Origin of the sequence: Chryseobacterium contaminans (assembly GCF_001684955.1) — a bacterium.
GTDB classification, from domain to species: Bacteria; Bacteroidota; Bacteroidia; order Flavobacteriales; family Weeksellaceae; genus Chryseobacterium; species Chryseobacterium contaminans.
In genome coordinates, this window is sequence record NZ_MAYF01000324.1 from 1 (window position 1) to 20,803 (window position 20,803).

15 protein-coding genes are annotated in these 20,803 nt (G+C 36.1%); 13 read left to right on the forward strand and 2 right to left on the reverse strand.

The genetic code is table 11. The annotated features are described in order from the left end of the window. Positions 1-188: 188 nt before the first annotated feature. On the reverse strand, positions 189-2,225 hold the full coding sequence (gene metG, locus BBH99_RS17635; protein ID WP_066698763.1) for a methionine--tRNA ligase: 2,037 nt from the start codon (positions 2,223-2,225) through the stop codon (positions 189-191). A 334-nt stretch (positions 2,226-2,559) separates the two neighbouring features. Between metG and BBH99_RS17640 the strand changes: the two genes are divergently transcribed. The 5 genes from BBH99_RS17640 (at position 2,560) to BBH99_RS17660 (ending at position 11,331) form a co-directional block, all read left to right on the forward strand. Then, on the forward strand, positions 2,560-5,328 hold the full coding sequence (locus BBH99_RS17640) for a SusC/RagA family TonB-linked outer membrane protein (protein WP_066698802.1): 2,769 nt from the start codon (positions 2,560-2,562) through the stop codon (positions 5,326-5,328). 5 nt (positions 5,329-5,333) lie between these two features. Further along, positions 5,334-6,914 (forward strand): RagB/SusD family nutrient uptake outer membrane protein, encoded by a 1,581-nt coding sequence (locus BBH99_RS17645; RefSeq protein WP_066698768.1) that lies wholly within the window; start codon positions 5,334-5,336, stop codon positions 6,912-6,914. 19 nt (positions 6,915-6,933) lie between these two features. After that, positions 6,934-8,007, forward strand: a complete 1,074-nt coding sequence (locus tag BBH99_RS17650) for a SusF/SusE family outer membrane protein (RefSeq protein ID WP_066698771.1) — start codon at positions 6,934-6,936, stop codon at positions 8,005-8,007. A gap of 81 nt (positions 8,008-8,088) precedes the next feature. Beyond that, complete coding sequence (locus tag BBH99_RS17655) at positions 8,089-10,245, forward strand: glycoside hydrolase family 97 protein (protein WP_066698774.1); 2,157 nt, start codon at positions 8,089-8,091, stop codon at positions 10,243-10,245. Between the two features lie 72 nt (positions 10,246-10,317). Further along, positions 10,318-11,331, forward strand: coding sequence for a bile acid:sodium symporter family protein (locus tag BBH99_RS17660; RefSeq protein ID WP_066698777.1), 1,014 nt, complete (start codon positions 10,318-10,320; stop codon positions 11,329-11,331). Positions 11,332-11,457: 126 nt separating this feature from the next. Here the strand turns inward: BBH99_RS17660 and BBH99_RS17665 are convergent, their stop codons facing one another. Next, a complete protein-coding gene (locus tag BBH99_RS17665) occupies positions 11,458-12,432 on the reverse strand; it encodes a sterol desaturase family protein (RefSeq protein ID WP_066698779.1) in 975 nt (324 codons plus the stop codon). Positions 12,433-12,828: 396 nt separating this feature from the next. On the opposite strand from BBH99_RS17665, the gene BBH99_RS17670 reads away from it, so the two are divergent. The 8 genes from BBH99_RS17670 to purN all read left to right on the forward strand — a co-directional run bounded on the left by BBH99_RS17670 (position 12,829) and on the right by purN (position 20,720). Then, positions 12,829-14,691 (forward strand): glycoside hydrolase family 13 protein, encoded by a 1,863-nt coding sequence (locus tag BBH99_RS17670; RefSeq protein WP_066698781.1) that lies wholly within the window; start codon positions 12,829-12,831, stop codon positions 14,689-14,691. Between the two features lie 9 nt (positions 14,692-14,700). Then, positions 14,701-15,222 carry a nuclear transport factor 2 family protein gene (locus BBH99_RS17675; RefSeq protein WP_066698783.1) on the forward strand — a complete coding sequence of 174 codons (522 nt, stop codon included), beginning with the start codon at positions 14,701-14,703 and terminating at the stop codon, positions 15,220-15,222. Positions 15,223-15,236: 14 nt separating this feature from the next. Further along, positions 15,237-16,619, forward strand: coding sequence for an MFS transporter (locus tag BBH99_RS17680; RefSeq protein ID WP_066698786.1), 1,383 nt, complete (start codon positions 15,237-15,239; stop codon positions 16,617-16,619). A 340-nt stretch (positions 16,620-16,959) separates the two neighbouring features. After that, a complete protein-coding gene (locus BBH99_RS17685; RefSeq protein ID WP_066698789.1) occupies positions 16,960-17,688 on the forward strand; it encodes a pirin family protein in 729 nt (242 codons plus the stop codon). A gap of 92 nt (positions 17,689-17,780) precedes the next feature. Continuing rightward, complete coding sequence (locus BBH99_RS17690) at positions 17,781-18,332, forward strand: NADPH-dependent FMN reductase (protein WP_066698791.1); 552 nt, start codon at positions 17,781-17,783, stop codon at positions 18,330-18,332. Positions 18,333-18,617: 285 nt separating this feature from the next. Then, on the forward strand, positions 18,618-19,610 hold the full coding sequence (gene purM, locus BBH99_RS17700; protein WP_066698796.1) for a phosphoribosylformylglycinamidine cyclo-ligase: 993 nt from the start codon (positions 18,618-18,620) through the stop codon (positions 19,608-19,610). Between the two features lie 82 nt (positions 19,611-19,692). After that, positions 19,693-20,109, forward strand: coding sequence for a hypothetical protein (locus tag BBH99_RS17705; RefSeq protein WP_066698798.1), 417 nt, complete (start codon positions 19,693-19,695; stop codon positions 20,107-20,109). Between the two features lie 47 nt (positions 20,110-20,156). Beyond that, a complete protein-coding gene (purN, locus tag BBH99_RS17710; protein ID WP_066698800.1) occupies positions 20,157-20,720 on the forward strand; it encodes a phosphoribosylglycinamide formyltransferase in 564 nt (187 codons plus the stop codon). Positions 20,721-20,803: the final 83 nt, after the last annotated feature.

Consider the following 20,803-nt stretch of genomic DNA (forward strand, 5'->3'; position numbering starts at 1 on the left):
TCTACTTGAGAAACTACCCGTAATTTAAAAGCTATACTGTAGTCTCTTTGGGTGCGCTTTTCTCTTTTTAATACTTGTTCTTTCATAAATAAGTCGATTAGTTGTCAACTTATTTCAGGACGGGACATCTGAAATAAAAAAGGCTGCTTCATCCGAAACAGCCTTTAATCTTTATATCTAGATATTAATTATCCAATCTCAATACCGTTTTCAACATTGCTGTCATCCGGTGTTACGAAAGATAATTTACCATCAGGTTTAGTCGTTAATAACAACATCCCTTGAGATTCAATACCTCTGATCTTTCTTGGAGCAAGGTTTAATAAAATCATTACCTGTTTTCCAACTACTTCTTCAGGCGTAAAGCTTTCTGCAATCCCTGAAACTACAGTTCTTACGTCAACTCCTGTATCTACAGTAAGTTTTAGTAATTTATCAGCTTTTTCTACTTTTTCAGCCTCTAAAATGGTAGCGGTTCTAAGATCTATTTTCGTAAAATCATCAAAAGTGATTTCTTCTTTCATTGGATTAGCGTTAGGATTGGTTTTCTTGTTGTTTTGTTTCGTGTCTTCCAGCTTTTGAATCTGAGCTTCAATAACGTTGTCTTCAATTTTGGAGAAGAGAAGGGAAGCTTCATTGATTTTGTGACCTGTTTCAATTAAAACAGATTGTGTTTCAACATCACTCCAGCTTTTCTTTTCAACATTGAACATGTTCAATAGCTTTTCAGAGCTGAAAGGCATGAATGGTTCACATAGCTGAGCCAAAGCAACAGCAATCTGAGCTCCTACAAATAGAGACTGAGCTGCCTTTTCTGGGTTGTCTTTGATGGTTTTCCAAGGCTCTTCAGTCTGAAGGTACTGGTTTCCAAATCTTGCAAGGTTCATTAATGCAGATAAAGCATTTCTGAATTCATAATTGTCAAGGAATCCTGAAATTTCAGTAGCTGCTTTATTAATCTCTTTTAATTCTGGGCTGTTAACATCTCCCTGAGGAACAACTCCTTCATAATATTTATGAATAAGAACCGCAACTCTGTTGATGAAGTTTCCGAAAATCCCAACCAGTTCAGAATTATTTTTCGTCTGGAAATCCTTCCATGTAAAGTTATTATCCTTGGTTTCAGGAGCTGATGAAAGAAGAGCATATCTTAAAACATCCTGTTGTCCCGGGAAATCTTCAACATATTCGTGAGCCCAAACAGCCCAGTTTCTTGAAGTTGAAATTTTATCGTTCTCAAGGTTCAGGAATTCAAAAGCGGGTACGTTTTTAGGCATGATATAATCGCCGTGTGCCTTCATCATCGCCGGGAAAATAATACAGTGGAATACTATATTATCCTTTCCGATAAAGTGTACCAGGTCACTGCCTTCACTTTGCCAGTAATCTTTCCAGTCTTTTCCGTTTTTCTCCGCCCATTCTTTCGTGAAAGAAATATATCCGATTGGAGCATCAAACCAAACATAAAGAACCTTTCCCTCAGCATTCGGAAGCGGAACCGGAACTCCCCAGTTCAGGTCTCTGGTCATGGCACGAGGCTTCAAACCATCGTTTAACCATGATTTAACCTGGCCGTATACGTTAGGCTTCCAGTCATCTTTATGGCCTTCAATAATCCACTCGTTTAAGAAATCTTCGTATTCATTAAGTGGCAGATACCAGTTCTTTGTTTCTTTAAGAATAGGAACATTTCCGCTAAGCATTGATTTCGGATTAATCAGTTCAGATGGAGAAAGGGTAGAACCACATTTCTCACACTGGTCACCGTAAGCGTTCTCATTGCCACAATTGGGGCAAGTTCCTACAATATAACGGTCTGCAAGGAATTCTCCTGCCTGCTCATCAAAATACTGTTCAGAAACTTCTTCTGTAAATTTTCCTTTTTCATAAAGAACTTTGAAGAAATCCTGGCTGGTTTCATAATGCTTTGGAGACGTTGTTCTTGAATATTCATCAAATGAAATTCCCAGATCAGCAAAAGATTTTTTAATAATCCCGTGATACTTGTCAACGATATCCTGAGGAGTAACTCCCTCTTTCTTAGCTCTTATGGTAATAGGAATACCGTGCTCATCCGAACCACAGATAAACGCTACATCTTTTCCTAATCTTCTCTGAAATCTTGCGTAAACATCCGCAGGAATATAAACACCTGCCAAATGTCCTATATGAACCGGGCCGTTTGCATAAGGCAAAGCTGCCGTAATCATCTTTCTGTTTGACATTTATAGTAAAGTTTTGACTGCAAAGATAAGGATTATCTCTTGAATACCGCTCTTCGTGGAGTTATTATGACGAATCTTGCCATTTTTCAATAATCAATATGAAATTAAGTTAAACAGTTGTTTAACTTTTTGTTAATGTAAAACAAATATTATGCATAGCATACTATCGTGTAAAATATTGAGGTGTATATTTTTAACTAAAAACGGTTTCGTAATATACATAATTTTATCATAATTTATATTAAAATTATAATAATTCTAATTTTTTTTTAAATTGCAAGACTGGCCAAGAGCCGGAATTAAGACTGAAAAACGAAACTATAAAAATAAAATTGTGAAGAATTTTACAACTGTATTAAAAATAGCGCCTGCTTTTTTACTGGCAAGTACAGTAATGCATGCGCAGACTAAAGACTCTGCCACCAAAGAGAAAAAAATTGAGGAGGTAGTCTTGATTGGATATGGTAAACAGAAAAAATCGGACCTTACAGGTTCTATTACTTCTGTAACAGCCAAAGACTTTAACGGTGGGGCAACTTCTGCCGGACAGCTTATTCAGGGTAAGACACCCGGAGTACAAATTACAAATAGTAGTGGCGCTCCTGGTTCTGGAACAAAAATCAGAATTAGGGGAACATCTTCTTTGAATGGAGAAAACTCCCCATTAATTGTGATTGATGGTGTGCCCCAGGACTTTACAGGAGTAAATGGAGCTTCGGATCCTTTATCTCTTATTAACCCAAATGATATAGAAACTTTTGATATTCTTAAAGATGCTTCAGCTACAGCTATTTATGGTAATAGAGCTTCTAATGGTGTAATTTTAATTACTACCAAAAAAGGAACGGCAGGAAGATTTAAAGTGAATTTTTCAACAGTGACTTCTGTTTCTACAAAGATGGGAAATGTAGATATTCTGAATGCAGACGAATATAGGTCATTTGTAAATGAAATTGCAAAAACTAACCCATCGGTTGCTGTAAATGCTTCGAGGCTAGGGACCTCTAATACCAACTGGCAGAACTTAACGTATCAGCCTGCTTGGGGAACAGATAATAATTTAGCATTTTCAGGAGGAGTTAAATGGTTACCATATCGTTTGTCTATAGGCTATAATGATCAAAATGGTATTGTAAAAACAAATTCATTTAGAAGAAGCTCTGTAGGATTAAACTTAAACCCAAAGTTTTTTGATAATCATTTGACAGTAAATGTTAATGCTAAAGGAACTTTTACGGATAACAGGTTTGTTGACGGTGGAGTAATTAAGGCTGCCACTTATTTTGACCCAACCCAATCAGTATATTCTGGGAATTCTGCTTATGGCGGATATTATGAATGGCTAGACCCCAATAATAAAATAACGGGTCTTAATGTTAATGGTACTTCAAATCCATTAGGCCTTTTAGATGGTGTACATGACGTATCATCTGTATGGAGAGGTTTAGGAAATATTCAATTAGATTATAAACTACATTTTTTACCAGACTTACATATCAATGTAAATGCGGGATATGATTATTCTAAAAGTAATGGTGCAAAAACAGTAAGTCCTATTTATAGAGCCGGAATTGCAGATTTAGGTACGTATAACCAGTATACAATGGAGAAAAAGAATAAATTGCTAGAAACTTATTTAAGTTATCTAAAAACAATAAATTCTATTTCAACAACAATTGACCTTACCGCAGGTTATTCTTATCAGGATTTCCATACAATTATTCCTGGATCTACAACATTTAAAGGGAGAGGGCAAAATACATTTACTAATGATTTTGAAACTAAAAATGTATTATTATCTTTCTATGGAAGAGGAATTTTTACGATAGCTAATAAATATATTATTTCAGCTTCCATAAGAAGAGATGGTTCTTCAAGATTCTATAACGGTACAACAAGTAATGTTTGGGGGAATTTCCCAGGAGTATCTGTTGCTTGGAAAATTAATGAAGAAAATTTCCTTAAAGATACAGGAATCAATGTTTTGAAATTGAGAGCAGGTTGGGGTAAAACTGGACAGCAGGAATTGCCTACACTGGATACAAATAAGCCAAGAAATTATCCATCCTATGCTGCTTATAATTTAAGTGCTAGTGGTGCAGAGTACCAATTTGGGGATCAGTTCTACTTTATGATGAGACCTGAGATTTACAATCCGAACTTAAGTTGGGAAATTACAACCACAAAAAACGCTGGTATTGACTTTGGTTTTGCAAAAAATAGAATTACAGGTTCAATAGATGTTTATCAAAAAGATACAAAAGACTTAATTGTGGATGCACCAATTGCAGCTGGTGATTTAAGTAATCATAACCTTCTTAATGTTGGGAATATGCAAACAAAAGGGATAGAAGGATCTGTTACATTTGTTCCAATAAAAAAAGAAAATACTACATGGGAAGTGTCGTTTAATGCAACTCACTATAAATCTAAAATTACCAAACTTATTAATGGAGCAGATACTTCTTATAGAATCTTAGTAGGGGGAATTGAAGGAGGGGTCAATAATACAATCCAGGCACATACTGTAGGTTATCAACCTAATGCATTCTATGTATTTCAACAAGTTTACGATACTAGCGGAAAACCAGTGGATGGAGCATATGTTGATAGAAATGGAGATGGTAAAATTGATGTTAATGACAGATACTATTATAAGTCAACACAACCTGATGCAATTATAGGTTTTAATACTAAATTTTCTCATAATAACTGGGACATTGGTTTAAGTGCAAGAGCGGTATTGGGCAATTATGTATATAATAATGCTGCAGCTAACAGCTCTATTCAATCGCTAACAACAAATAACTATCTGCAGAATGTATATTCTACAGCAGCACAATACAAGTTTTCAAGTCCACAATACTTCTCTGATATTTTTGTAGAGAATGCGTCTTTCCTAAGGTTAGATAATATTAACGCGGGATATAATTTTAAAGACATTTTTTATAAAGGAAGCAATATGAGAGTATATGCAATGCTTCAAAATGTATTTGTAATTACAAAATATTCGGGGATAGATCCCGAAGTATTTGGAAATATTGACAATGGATATTATCAGATGCCAAAAGTGTATTCTTTAGGATTTAACTACCAATTTTAAGAGAAATGAAAAGATTTAAAATAAATATAATAGCAGTTGCAGCCTTATTCAGTATTCTTACTGTGACATCTTGTGTGAATGATTTAGAACAACAGCCTATTACGGATGTTACTTCAGCTAGTGTTTTTAAAGATTTTGCAAACTATCCTATGGCATTAGCAAAAATATATGGAGGTTTTGCAAATGGAGGGCAAGGTGCCAATGGAGGAAATTCAGATATTAATGGAATTGATGGAAACTTTTCACAATATACAAGAGTATTGTATACATTACAGACACTTCCAACTGATGAAGCTGTAATAGCTTGGAATGATGGAACACTACAAACGATTCATAAAATGACATGGGATTCTTCTAGTGAATTTGTTGAAGGTGCTTATTATAGAATTTTTACTCAAATTGCTACCAGTAATGAGTTTTTGAGAAATGTTACTGATGAGAAACTGTCAGCAAATAATATCACAGGAGCTAATTTAGCTGAAGCAAAATATATGAGAGCAGAAGTAAGATATTTACGGGCTTTATCTTATTATTATGCATTGGATTTATTTGGTAATGTCCCTTTTGTAGATGAAAGTTATTTACCAGGGTCTGTAAATCCACCTAAAAGAATTACTCGTGCGGAACTTTTTAATTTTATTGAAAGTGAATTGCTTGCTGTTTCAGGAGATCTGAAAGATCCAAAAGCAAATGTTTATGGAAGAGTAGATAAAGCAGCAGCTTGGTCTTTGTTAGCTCGTTTATATCTTAATTCACAAGTTTATAACGGTTCTAATCACTATACGGATTGCATCACGTATTGCAATAAGGTAATACAAGCAGGATATTCTTTGAAAACTAAATATGCGGATTTATTCCTTGCCGATAATGATAAAAATAATCCGGAAGTTATTCTTCCAATTGCCTTTGATGGGGTTCATATTCAAACATCAGGTGGTACAACCTATCTGATTCATGCTGGTGTAGGAGGAACTATGCCTGGTGCTGATTTTGGTATTAGTGGCGGCTGGGGTGGTTTAAGAACTACCAAGGCTTATGTGAATTTGTTTGCTGGATCACCTTCAGATCAAAGAGGAAATTTCTATACTGATGGGCAAAATCTGGAAATTAACGACCTTGGAGTTTTTACTGATGGTTATGGATTTGTTAAATACAAGAACTTAACAAGCGCTGGAATACCTGGGTCTGATAAATCAGGTAATTTCTGTGATACAGATATTCCTATATTTAGATTAGCTGATATTTATCTAATGTATGCGGAAGCTACATTAAGAGGAGGAAATGGAGGAAATACAGCAACAGCTCTTGGATATGTAAATGCCTTAAGAACCCGCGCAGGAGCATCAACAGTAACTTCAATAAATACAGATTATATATTAGACGAAAGAGGACGAGAGCTTGGTTGGGAAATGACAAGGAGAACAGATCTTATCCGTTATGGTAAATTCACTAGTGGTTCGTACTTGTGGCCTTGGAAAGGAGGTGTTAAGGATGGTAAAAGTGTAGAAGAGTATAGAAATCTTTATCCAATCCCTGCAAAAGATATTATTGCAAATCCTAACCTGAAACAAAATCCTGGCTATTAATTTAAAACATTCCTTAAACATGAAAAATATATTTAAAATATTAGCAATAGCTTTCATAGGAATGGCACTTGTTTCTTGTGAAAAAGATGAAGATCAGGCTATTCTTAATGAAACCTCACAAAGTAGTATTTCTGCTGATAAAACAACTATTATTCTGGATAAAAGTAATGTAGATGCTACCGCTGTAAATTTTAAGTGGGCAAAATCGGCCTTTAGCATTTCTGTAGTATCTACTCAGCAGATTGAATTCGGAATGAAAGGAAAAGGTTTTAAAGACAGTAAGTTAATTGATGTTGTATCTTCTCCTTTTTCTATGACCAATAAGCAGCTTAATACCTTAATACTTAGCATGGAAGGAACTGCGAATGTAGTTAATGAAATAGAAGTTAGATTTAAGACTGCTGTAGGTGGGGCCAATTTTTACTCTAATGTAATCACACTACAGGTAACCCCTTATATTCTAGGACCGGTATACAATTATACTGATCTTTTCCTAATTGGTGATGCTACAGCAGGAGCTTGGGATAATTCAGTAACCAATACCAAATTGTATCCTTTACAGAAAACAACTACTGCTGGAAAATATTCATATACCGGATATTTTGCAAAAGGCGGATTTAAGTTTATTAAAACTCCTGGATCTTGGGACAATCAGTATGGAATGGGAGGCGCTGAAGGAACGTTAAGCGCAAGTGGTTCTTCCGGAAATATTCCGGTAGAAACAGCAGGGTATTATAAATTAACTGTTGATACTAATTCGCTAAGCTATACCTTAATATCAATTCCTGCTCCAACCACAACATATACTACTATTTCCATGATTGGATCTGCTTCAGGGGATTGGAGTACAGATGTAGATATGGAAAAATCAACGTTTGATCCTCATATTTGGGTGAAGAAAAAAGTAAACTTAAGTTCAGGTGAATTTAAATTCAGAGCCAACCACGATTGGGGAACAAACTGGGGAGTTGCCAAAGAGTTTTTCGGAGTAGCAGATCTTGGAGGAGGGAATATTCCTGTTAGTGAAGCTTTTAAATACGATGTGTATTTCAATGATATAACAGGAGAATTCTCAGTAATTCCAGTATTTTAATTCAATAAAAATCAAATTAAAATAAAGCAAAGTGCTGCTTTACCGCAGCACTTTATTTTTTTAAGTTAATAAATAGTCATTATGAAGAAAATTACAGTTGGAGCACTCTTGCTCTCAATGATGTTTACAGGTGTGAAAGCACAATCTTTAAAATCGCCGGACGGTAAGTTTGAAATGAATTTCCAGTTAAAAGATGGAGTTCCTTTCTATAATCTGAAATACAACGGTGCGGTGGTTGTAGAAGATTCAAAATTGGGATTGAGATTATTTAAAGACACAGCCATAAAATTTGCTTCTGAAATAGCCAAAGCAGAAGATGCAAAATACGATCTTAACAACGGTTTTGCAAAGGTAGATGAAAAAAGAGACTCCAAAAACGAGACATGGCAGCCGGTTTTGGGAGAAAAGAAAAATTATATCAATAACTACAATGAATTAGCGGTGACGTTAAATCAGGCTTCTACAGACAGAAGTATTGTAGTAAAATTCAGATTATTCAATGATGGTCTTGGATTCAGATATGAATTTCCACAACAGAAAAATCTTAATTATTTCGTGATCAGAGAAGAAGATTCTGAAATTGATTTCCCAACCGATATGAAGGCTTGGTGGATTGTAGCAGATTATGATTCTCAGGAATATCAGTACCAGGAAACAAAAGTTTCTGAAATTCCTGCAAAATGGGATAAAGCAGCTGATGCCAATGCCTCCCAGACTTTGGTGAAAAATGCAGTTCAATCTCCATTGATGCTTAAAAAAGAAGGTAAATCACCTTTATATATCAACGTTGCAGAAGCTGCTGTATTGGATTATCCGGCATCACACCTTGAGGTAGACGCCCAGAACTTTAAGTTCAAAACACATTTAACGGCAGACAGACAAGGAGCAAAAGGATATATTCAAACTCCATCAGTAACTCCTTGGAGAACGATCATCGTTGCCCCAAAAGCTGAAGAGGTTATGGATTCCAAAATGATCTTTAACTTGAACGAGCCTACAAAGTACACGGACACTTCTTATATTCATCCTACAAAATACATGGGTGTTTGGTGGGAAATGATCATCGGAAAATCTCAGTGGGCATATTCTACAGCTGAAAATGTTCACTTGGGTAAAACAGATTTTACAAAACTGACTCCCAACGGAAAACATGCAGCAAACAATACAAAAGTGAAAGAATACATCGATTTTGCTGCTGAAAACGGATTCCAGGGATTATTGATCGAAGGCTGGAATATTGGCTGGGAAGACTGGTTCGGACACTCTAAAGAATTTGTTTTTGATTTCATTACTCCTTACCCGGATTTTGATATCAAAATGCTGAACGATTATGCTCATTCAAAAGGAATCAAGCTTATCATGCACCATGAAACTTCAGGCTCTGCAACGAACTATGAAAGATGGGCAGATAAAGCATTCCAAACCATGAATAAATATGGTTATGATGCTGTGAAAACAGGTTATGTAGGAGATATTATTCCAAGAGGAGAGCACCATTATTCTCAATGGACAATTAACCATTACTATAGAATTGCTGAAAAAGCTAATGAGTATAAAATCATGGTAAACTCTCACGAGTCTGTACGTCCTACAGGGGAAAGCCGTACTTATCCGAACTACATCTCCGCAGAAGCAGCACGTGGAACAGAGTATGAAGCATTCGGAGGAAATAAGCCGGATCATCAGACGGTACTTCCGTTTACAAGATGGATGGGTGGTTCTATGGACTACACGCCAGGAATTTTCCAAACGAAGTTAGACTATTATTTCCCTGGAGATAAGCGTTTCGTAAAAACTACATTAGCAAAACAGCTTGCCTTATATGTAACGATGTATATGCCGCTTCAGATGGCAGCTGACCTTCCTGAGAACTATAAAAAGCACATGGATGCATTCCAGTTCATTAAGGATGTAGCAGCTGATTGGGATGATACAAAGATTTTATCTGCTGAGCCGGGAGATTATGTTATCACTGCCAGAAAAGCAAAAGGTACAGAAAACTGGTTCGTAGGAGGAATTACTGATGAAAACAAACGTGAATATACGGTAGATTTCTCGTTCCTGGATAAAGGAAAAAAATATGAGGCAACAATCTATGAAGATGGAAAAGATGCTGATTATATAGACAATCCTCAAAGCTATAATATCTATAAGAAAGAGATTAACAGCAAATCGAAAATTAATTTTAAAATGGTAAGAAGCGGTGGTTTTGCCATCTCCATCAAACCGGTAAAATAAATATTTCTTAACTTTATAATCCTTAAAGGTCCATCCTTTAAGGATTTTTTTATTTCTAAATCTTGTATTGTAATGCTGAAGGCTAAAGTTTTTAATAAGCAAAATGTTTTTCTTTTCCTGCTGATCGGAATGGTGTTGATGGCCAAACTGATTCCTTTTGATAAATCCTATAATCAATATTTTAATCTTTCAGCTTTTATTGACTGGGGAATTGCAGGGATTTTTTTACTGTACGGGCTTAAGCTGAATCTGAAAGAAGTAGTAAAAGATATTTCAAACTGGAAGCTGCATCTTCTGATTCAGTCCGGAACGTTTATTCTTTTTCCATTGTTGGTATTAATTTTTTACCCTTTGGTGAAAGGAACAGGATATGAGGATATCTGGCTCTCTCTATTTTTCCTGGCAGCTTTGCCTTCTACCGTTTCATCGTCTGTAGTTATGGTATCGATTGCAAAAGGAAATGTAACTTCAGCCATTTTCAATGCCTCTATTTCAGGATTGATTGGAATTGTGATGACTCCGCTTCTGATGAGTTTTTTTCTAACCTCTCAATCAGGTTCGGGAGATCAGGGTGAAGTGATACAACAGCTTTTGATGAAGGTGCTGTTACCGATTGTTTTAGGAATTGTATTCAATCCTGTTTTCAAAAAATGGGTGACAAAATATTCAAAGATCATTGCTGAATTTGATAAGCTTATTATTCTATTAATCGTTTATGAAAGTTTTTCAACAGCACTTATAGAAAATATTTTCAGCTCAGTTCCGGCGGTTGTATTTTTAATTCTGGCTTTCAGTGTGGTTTTTCTGTTTTTTGCCGTTTATAACACACTTAAAATTATTTCGCGAAAGATGGGGTTCAATGCTAAAGATGTCATTACAGTTACTTTTTGTGGTTCTAAAAAGTCACTCGTTCACGGAAGTCTTTTTCTGTTGGTGTTAAATATTCCTGAAGAGCAGAAAGTTTTGTTTTTACTTCCTGTAATGATTTACCATAGTTTTCAGCTGTTTTATGTAAGCTGGCTGGCAAGTAGAATTGCAGAAAGGTCTGATAATAAATATCCGGATTCTGGTAAAGAAACTAAATGATAGCAGGCTGAAGTATTTAAACCATTAAGAAAAATGAAGACTAAGAAAAATTGTTAAAAAACAAATGTAAGAGTCATGATTTATGACCCGCATAACTTCCAGCCTCCAGCTCCCATCTTCCATCTCTTAATTCGGAGTGTATTCCGGTTCTGTAGCTTCTATCTGTTCAGTCTGAGCGGATAATGGCTTATTTTTTATCTTTTCTTTGTATTCCTTCTGAAACTGTCTTACCGTTTTTCCGGTGCCGTCATGTCTCCAGCCTGGAGAGTAGAAGAGGTATTTCAGGCGGTCTTTGAAAGAAAGTCCCGGTTGTCTCAGGTCCTTTCCAATTCTTCTCCATTCATAAAACAGAACTGTGGCCGGATCTTTAGATTTCATTTTAGGGTAGATTCCATATTTTACAGGAACTTCCGGATCTTCCTTTTCAAATGTTCCGAAGATTTTGTCCCAGATAATCAGTCCCATTCCCATATTACGGTCCAGATATTTGATATTACAGGCATGATGCACACGGTGATGTGAAGGAGTCACTAAAATATATTCCAGGAAACCCATGCTTTTGATAGACTGTGTGTGAACAAAGGTTCCATAAATCTGAATGGCAGAGTAAGCTACCATAACATGCAGTGGATGGAATCCCACGAATGCTAACGGAGAAAAGAACAAATATCTGTACAGCGGCTGAAATACAGGACTTCTGAATCCTGTGGTGATGTTGAAATAATCAGAATTATGATGGGTAATATGTACCGCCCAAAACACACGGGAATGATGATCTACATAATGATGAACATAATAAGCAAAATCCTGGGCCAGAAATACAGCAATCCAGTACCATATTCCAACCTCCCAGTCAAAAATACGATGATAGTAAAAGAACATCATAACGAGCATGGAAAAGCCTTTCATAATGATATCCAGGCTATAATTTAAAAGTGCTAAAAGCACATTGGTAGCCACGTCTTTTGTCTCATAAAGCTTTTCTTTGTTGAAATGACTATATGCCATCTCTATAAAAATGATACCTGCGAACATAGGAATGGCCCAGGGATAAACAATATCCGGTCCGTCACTCTCAAACATGTTACTAAAATCAAACATTTTTTCTGTAAATCTAAAAATAAAACCGTTAAAAAATGCTTATTTTAAATTAAATATTCTTTTTATATGGTAATTTAATAATAATTTAATAAAAGTATAAGCGGGGTTGTGAAATATTGTTGTATTCTTTACAAAAAATGTTACCAATAAGGGTATGTTTCTGTATTGAATTTTATCAATCCGGTGCATCTCTGTAAGATTGATGAATAAAAGGGAATTCTATTTATCATTTTGTAATAACTCTAAAGTTTTTTTCGTAATTTGCTCCTAAGTTGTTCATACTTAAATTGTTGTGTGATTGAATATAACTTGCTGATTTTTAGTGTAGTGAGCGGTATTTTAAATGACATTTCATAGTGCACAACTGATGATTAAATGAAAGACTACAACTAAGTTATGAGAAAAATATATATGTTTTTTGCCCTTTCCGCTGCTTCAATAGCTTTTTCCCAGTCAGCAGTGTTGGAAAAAGTAGAGCCGGCTTTCTGGTGGAAGGGAATGAAAAATCCTGAATTGCAAATCCTTGTTTATGGAAAAGGAATTGCCAACAATGAAATTTCACTTTCGGATGGGGTGCAGATTAAAAATATTCAAAAGGTAGATAACCCTAACTATGTTTTTATTACGGTCAATACCAATGAGATCAGCGTTCCGAAGTTTAGCATCAATATTAGAAAAGATAAAAAGAATTTGGGTTCTTATACTTATGAACTGAAGCCGAGGAAGTCAGGCTCTGCAGACCGGGAATCCTACACTTCAAAGGATGTAATGTACCTGATTATGCCGGATCGTTTTGCCAATGGAGATGAAAAAAATGATTCTGTTCCGGGATTGACCGAAAAAGCAGATCGCAGTTTACCCAACGGAAGACATGGCGGAGACCTTCAGGGAATCATTAATAATCTTGATTACATACAAAACCTTGGTGCAACAGCAGTTTGGTTAACCCCTGTGAATGAAGACAATGAAAAAGTATATTCTTACCACGGATATGCACAAACCGATCTTTATAAAATTGATGCCCGTTACGGAACCAATGAAGATTACAAAAAACTTTCCCAGGAATTAAATAAAAGAAACATGAAGCTGGTCATGGATTATGTTACCAACCATTGGGGTGTTTCTCATTGGATGATTAAGGATCTTCCTACAAAAGATTGGATTCACTGGTTCAAAGAAGGAGAAGAAGGCTTCAAAAGATCTAATTATAAAACATCTACACAGTTTGACCCCAATGCTTCGGATATTGATAAAAAATATGCGCTGGATGGGTGGTTTGATAAGACTATGCCGGATCTCAACCAGAAAAATCCTTTGGTTTTAAAATATTTAACCCAAAATGCCATCTGGTGGATTGAATATGCTGAGTTAGGTGGCTTTCGTGTAGACACTTATCCTTACAATGATAAAGAAGCCATGGCAAAGTGGGCTAAAGCTATTACTGATGAATATCCAAAATTCAATATTGTAGGAGAGTCTTGGCTGTATACTGCAGGACAAATTTCAGCATGGCAGAAAAATTCCAAAACAGGAGAAGCAGCCGGATATAACTCGAATCTACCCTCTGTAATGGATTTCATGCTCTTTGGAGATATGCCGAAAGCTTTTAAAGAAAAAGAAGGTTGGAATACAGGGATGATCAAGCTTTATGACTCTTTCAGCAGTGATTTCCTTTATCCTGATATCAATAATGTAATGGTTTTCTTTGAAAATCATGATACCGAAAGATGGAATGAAATCTTCAATGCAGACCCGAATGTTTACAAAATGGGGTTGGCCCTGATCTCAACAGTCCGTGGAATACCTCAGATCTATTATGGTTCAGAAGTAGGAATGCGTGGAAATAAGGAAAAAGGAGGTGATGCTGATATCCGGAGAGACTTTCCGGGAGGCTGGAAATCTGATAAACAAAATGCTTTTAACCCAACAACACAAACCTCTGAACAAAAGGAATTCTATCAGTTCACTCAGAAATTATTAAACTGGAGAAAAGGGAAGGATGTAATTCATACCGGAAAAACGAAGAATTTTGTTCCGAAAGATGGCGTGTTTACCTATTTCAGATATAATGATAAAGAAAGTGTAATGGTAGTTATCAACAATAATATAAAAGATCAGACGTTAGACCTGAAATACTTTGAAGAATCACTGAAAGGATTTTCCAAAGGGAAAGAGGTGATTTCAGGAAAGTCATTTTCTTTACAGAACACTTTGACAGTTCCTGCAAAAACCCCATTGATTATTGAACTTGAAAAATAAATAATACCTATGAAAAAATTAATAGCTGTTCATACACTTATCCTGTTTTTATTTGGATTTACAGTGCTTTCAGCGCAATCAAACAAAACATTTGAAAAAGAAAAAGCAGAGATCAGCACCATGCTTGATGCTTTCAATGTAGCAGCTGCCAAAGCAGATTATACAGGGTACTTCAATTTTTTTGCCGATGAATCCACCTTTATTGGAACCGATGCTACTGAAGTCTGGAATAAAAAAGAATTCATGGTGTGGGCTAAACCTCATTTTGATAAAAAAAGAACCTGGAATTTTACAGCATTGAAAAGAAATATCTATTTCAGCAAAGACGGAAAGTTTGCCTGGTTTGATGAATTATTAGACACTCAAATGAAAATCTGCCGTGGTTCAGGAGTGGTGGAAAAGATAAATGGACAATGGAAAGTAAAACAATACGTCCTTTCTATGACGGTTCCTAACGATGTTGTAGATAAAGTAGTAGCTGAGAAAACAGCTCTTGAAGACGTTTTGATTAAAGAATTAAAAACAAAATAAGCATAAAGAGAACTATGGCTGGAAAAATGAAACCGGAACTTTCACTTGCTCAGATTATCAATATGAGTATGGGGTTCTTAGGAATCCAAATGGCATTCGGATTACAGAATGGAAATGCAAGCCGTATCCTTGCCAATTTAGGAGCAGATGTTCACGAACTGTCATGGTTCTGGCTTGTAGCTCCGATCACCGGACTGATCGTTCAGCCAATTATCGGGCACATGGGAGATAACACCTGGAGTCCGCTGGGAAGAAGAAAACCTTATTTCCTGATTGGTGCTGTCCTGTGTGCTATAGGATTAGTACTGTTGCCTAATGCCGCTTCTGTAACTCAGATGTTTGCCGCTAACGCTCTTTTATTAGCCGTAATTTTCCTGGCGATGATGGATGCTTCTGTGAATGTTGCGATGGAACCTTTCAGAGCTTTGGTAGGAGATATGCTTCCAAAACATCAGGGAACCATTGGGTTTTCAGTACAAACGATCCTGATCGGATTTGGAGCCGTTTTGGGTTCTTATTTGCCGGATTGGTTAACGAAGCTTGGGGTTTCCAACGTAGCGCCTAAAGGCTTTGTTGCAGATAATGTGATTTATTCCTTTTATATAGGAGCAATATTGTTGATTATCTCTATTCTGTATACCATTGTCACCACCAAAGAATATTCTCCGGAAGAATTTGCAGCCTTTGAGGATGGAAAAGAAATAGAACATGAAAAATCTAAATTTTCCGACATCTTTAAAGACTTTGCAGCTATTCCGGCCCAGATGAAAAAGCTGGGGATTGTTCAGTTTTTCTCATGGTTTGCCCTATTTACCATGTGGGTGTTTACCACGAGTGCTTTGGCCACCCATCATTTAGGACTTTCCCCGGAAGATACGCATTCAAAAGCATTCAATGATGCTGGAGATTTAACCGGTAAACTTTTTGGGATGTATAATCTTTGGGCTATTCCATTTGCCTTTTTATTAACACCTATTGCCAAATGGATCGGTAAAAAACAAACCCATGCTTTAGCCTTATTATGTGGCGGTTTAGGCTTGATCTCCATGTATTTTATAAAAGATGTAGACAACCTGTGGATTTCAATGATCGGATTAGGATTTGCCTGGGCCAGTATTCTGGCAATGCCTTATGCCATGCTGATTGAAGTTATCCCACAAAGGAAAATGGGTGTTTATATGGGAATATTTAATTTCTTTATTGTAATCCCTCAAATCATTAATGGTTTGTTTGGAGGGCCTATCGTAAGTGGTGTTTTTGGTAAACAGGCCATGGACTATGTTGTAGTAGGAGGTATTTGTATGTTAATCGGTGCATTGGTAACAATGATCTTCGTTAAATCTGAAGACGAAACCCCTAAAGAAATTGAAGAGGAGATCAAACAGGTTCATTTTTAGCCTGAAGAAAGGTATCTATAAAATAAAATAATAAAATTGAAATTCAATAGAAGCGGGCTTTAGCCCGCCTTCTTGTTTGGAATCTCCTCATTTGGCTTTAGCCAAAACTTATATGTTTCGGTTTTTTATATAGTAGATTCAACAATTTTACAGATGACACAGATCCTTTAAAAAATATAAACATCATTTCCATACGAATGTAAAAAATCTGCGGAATCTGTGTGATCTGCGGGAAATTACATACCTCCTATAGATTTATCAGCAGTTGTTCTTTCTTATCCTATATCAACTTTTTTTCACTACTACATCCCGTACATTTGTACCATAAATAATCACAGAAATGAAAACAGTATATCATAAAGCAGATTCAAGAGGCCACGCCAATCATGGTTGGTTAAACTCTTACCATACTTTCAGTTTTGCCAACTACCAGAACAGGGACAGAACAAACTTTGGAGTATTAAGAGTTTTGAATGACGATACCGTTTCTCAGGGAATGGGATTCGGGACACACCCACACAGGGATATGGAGATTATTTCTATTCCTTTGGAAGGAGATCTGGAACACAAAGATTCAATGGGAACCACTGCGGTGATCAGGAAAGGAGAAATTCAGGTGATGAGTGCCGGAACCGGAGTACAGCACAGTGAATACAACAAAAATAAAGATGAAGAAGTAAAATTCTTACAGATCTGGGTTTTCCCAAGAGAATTAGGAGTTGAACCAAGATACGATCAGAAAAGCATCAAAGAAGGAGAAAAGATCAACGGATTCCAGCAGATTTTATCACCCAATAAAAATGATGACGGAGTATGGATTCATCAGGATGCATGGTTTAATATAGCTAACTTTAAAAAAGGTAATGGCAAAAACTATATGTTGAATAAAAAAGGCAACGGAGTGTATGCATTTGTTTTAAAAGGAAGCGCAAAAGTAGGAGACCGCATTTTGAATGAAAGAGACGGATTGGGAATCTGGGATACACAAAGCTTTAATATTGAAGCTGTGGAAGACACAGAGGTATTATTGATGGAAGTCCCAATGGAGTTACCTTCTTATCTTAAATAAAAAACTAAATTTGTATCCTCAAAATAAAATTAAAATAGGATCATACAACAAGGAGGTCCTTTAATTCATAACATAAAAATTTAATACAGAATATGAAAATCTTAGCAATAGCAGGAAGCAATTCAGAAGTTTCAATGAACAAGCAGTTGGTAGCTTATGCTGCAACATTATTTGATAAAGCAGAGGTAGAAGTGATTGATTTGAATCCTTTCGAAATGCCAATCTACAAGCATGAAAGAGAATTAGCAGGCGGAGTTCCTCAGGAAGCTCATGATTTTGCTGCTAAAATTGATGGGGCAGACTTATTATTGGTTTCTTTAGGAGAGCACAACGGAACGTATTCTACAGCATTCAAAAATGTGTTCGACTGGGTTTCAAGAATCAAAGACAGAACGGTATGGAATGAAGTGCCAATGCTATTGATGTCAACATCACCTGGAGGAAGAGGTGGAGCAGGTGTTTTGGAAGCAGCATCTAAGCGTTTCCCTTTCCACGGAGGAAATGTGGTAGAAACTTTCTCACTTCCTTTCTTTAATGATAACTTTGATAAGGCTGAACAAAAAATTTCTAACGCTGAGAAAGACAGTGAATTAAAGGAAAAAGTAAAGAAGATTGCAGCCATTGAAACCATCCTTGAAAAATAGAATTTGAATATTCATTTAAAATTACTATTTTTGCAAAAAGAAAAAGAGATGAAAATTCAGACCTCCTATAAACAATGTTTTTCTCATAAAGGGAAAATTGTGGGCTCTGAAATTCTGAGATAAAATAACGGCCGATAATCTGAAAAGATTGTCGGCTTTTTTGTTTTCTAAATCGAATATAAAAAAGTAAATTGAAATATTAAAAGATAAGAGACGTAAGACATCGGATGTGAGACAATCAGTCATCTGAAATCTGAAATCTAACATCTAAAAATCTAAGCAGACATGAGCAACACTTACAAATCAGCAGGAGTAGACAAAGAAGAAGGATACAAAACGGTTGACAAGATTAAAAAAGCAGTTGGCGAAACCCATAATTCCAATGTATTGAACCATTTGGGAAGTTTTGGGGCTTTCTACGAGATCGGAGGATACAAAAATCCGGTCCTTGTTTCAGGAACAGATGGAGTAGGAACAAAGCTGAAAGTAGCTTTGGATACCAAAAAATACGACTCAATTGGAGTAGACTGTTTCGCAATGTGTGCCAACGATATTCTTTGCCATGGTGCTAAACCTTTATTCTTCTTAGATTATTTAGCTTGTGGAAAGCTTGACTCTGAGATTGCTGCTGAAATTGTTTTAGGAATGGTAGAAGCTTGTAAAGATAACAACTGTGCATTAATAGGTGGGGAAACTGCTGAAATGCCGGGAATGTATCAGCCTGGAGACTATGATGTTGCCGGATTCTGTGTAGGAATCGTGGAAAAAGACCAGATCATAGACGGATCTAACATCAAGGCGGGTAACAAAATTATTGCATTACCAAGCTCAGGATTCCATTCTAACGGATTCTCTTTAGTAAGAAAAGTATTCCCGAACTTTGAAGAAGAGTTTGAAGGAAAACCATTATATGAAACCCTTTTAGTTCCGACAAGATTATACTTTAAAGATATTCACAGAGTATTGGAAGAAGTAAAAGTAGAAGGAATTGCTCACATTACAGGAGGCGGTCTTTATGAAAACGTACCAAGAATCATCCCTGAAGGACTTTGTGCTTCTATCGACGGTTCTAAAATCAGAATTCCAAGCATAATGCTTGAGCTGGAGAAGAGAGGTGGAGTTACAAGAGAAGAAATGCACGGAACATTCAATATGGGTGTAGGGATGGTAATCGTTGTAGATGCAGATCATGCTGAGAAAGTATTACACCTTTTAGATGATGCTTACGAAATCGGAGAAATCACGGAAGGAGCAGAGAAAATCAATTTATCATTATAAATAATATAACAATCTGGCAACGTACCAATGTACAGTGTATCCATTGTTACATTGCTAGACTGATACATTGTTACATTTATAAATGAAAAAGTCCATCAGTTACTTGATCTTTGGCATAATACTTCTCGGCGTCGGATATTGGGGATTTTATAGCTGGAAACATAAAACATCTTTAGGAGACCTCATTATCATCGAAGCTACATTCATGCAATATGCCTGCGGAGATGAAAATGATGATGCAAAAGTTAAAAAAGTAGATGATCCACGATATCAACTTTTAATAGGAAGAGATATCAATCCTGAAACAAAAAATGGTCTTGATCCCTTCGATTTTAAAGATTATTTTTATGATAACCGTACTGATCAGTACTATATGACCTATAGATTGAAAGGTCGTTTGGAAATCAATTCAAAATCAGGATGTGATGATTTTACTCCAAGGTTTTATGTAGAGGAAATAGAAAGACTGGATGGAACACATCGGATAATAATAAAATAAAGAAAGCCTTGTTAAGGTTTTAAGTCTTGAAAGACTACCAAATAAATATGAAGAATATTGTAGTGCTTGTATCCGGTTCAGGAACCAATCTGCAGAGAATCATTGATACCATTGAAGCTGGAGAAATCCAGAATGCAAAAGTGGCTTTAGTGGTGGCAGACAGAGAATGTTTCGGATTGGAAAGAGCAAAGAATCATAATATAGAAAACATACTGATTCCAAGAGGAAAGAACTTCAGCAGCGAATTGGCTAAAGTAATCCCACAAAATACAGACCTTATTGTATTGGCAGGATTCCTATCCATTTTAAAACCTGAATTCTGCGAAAACTGGAACGGTAAAATAATCAATATTCATCCGGCATTGCTTCCGAAATTCGGTGGAAAAGGAATGTGGGGAATGAACGTTCACAATGCTGTTATTGAAGCAAAAGAAACAGAGAGTGGGGCAACAGTACATTTTGTAACACCGGGTATTGATGAAGGAGAAGCTATACTTCAGAAATCTTTTGAAGTAACAGCAGAGGATACTCCTGAAACATTAGCTCAGAAAGTTCACCAGATTGAATATGAAATATTTCCTTTAGCGATCAATAAAGTTCTGGGAAATTAATAAATATAACAATGTATCAGTGTAACAGTTTACCAATGTTGAGGGTATTGTTACATTGCTAAATTGATACATTGTTACATTGA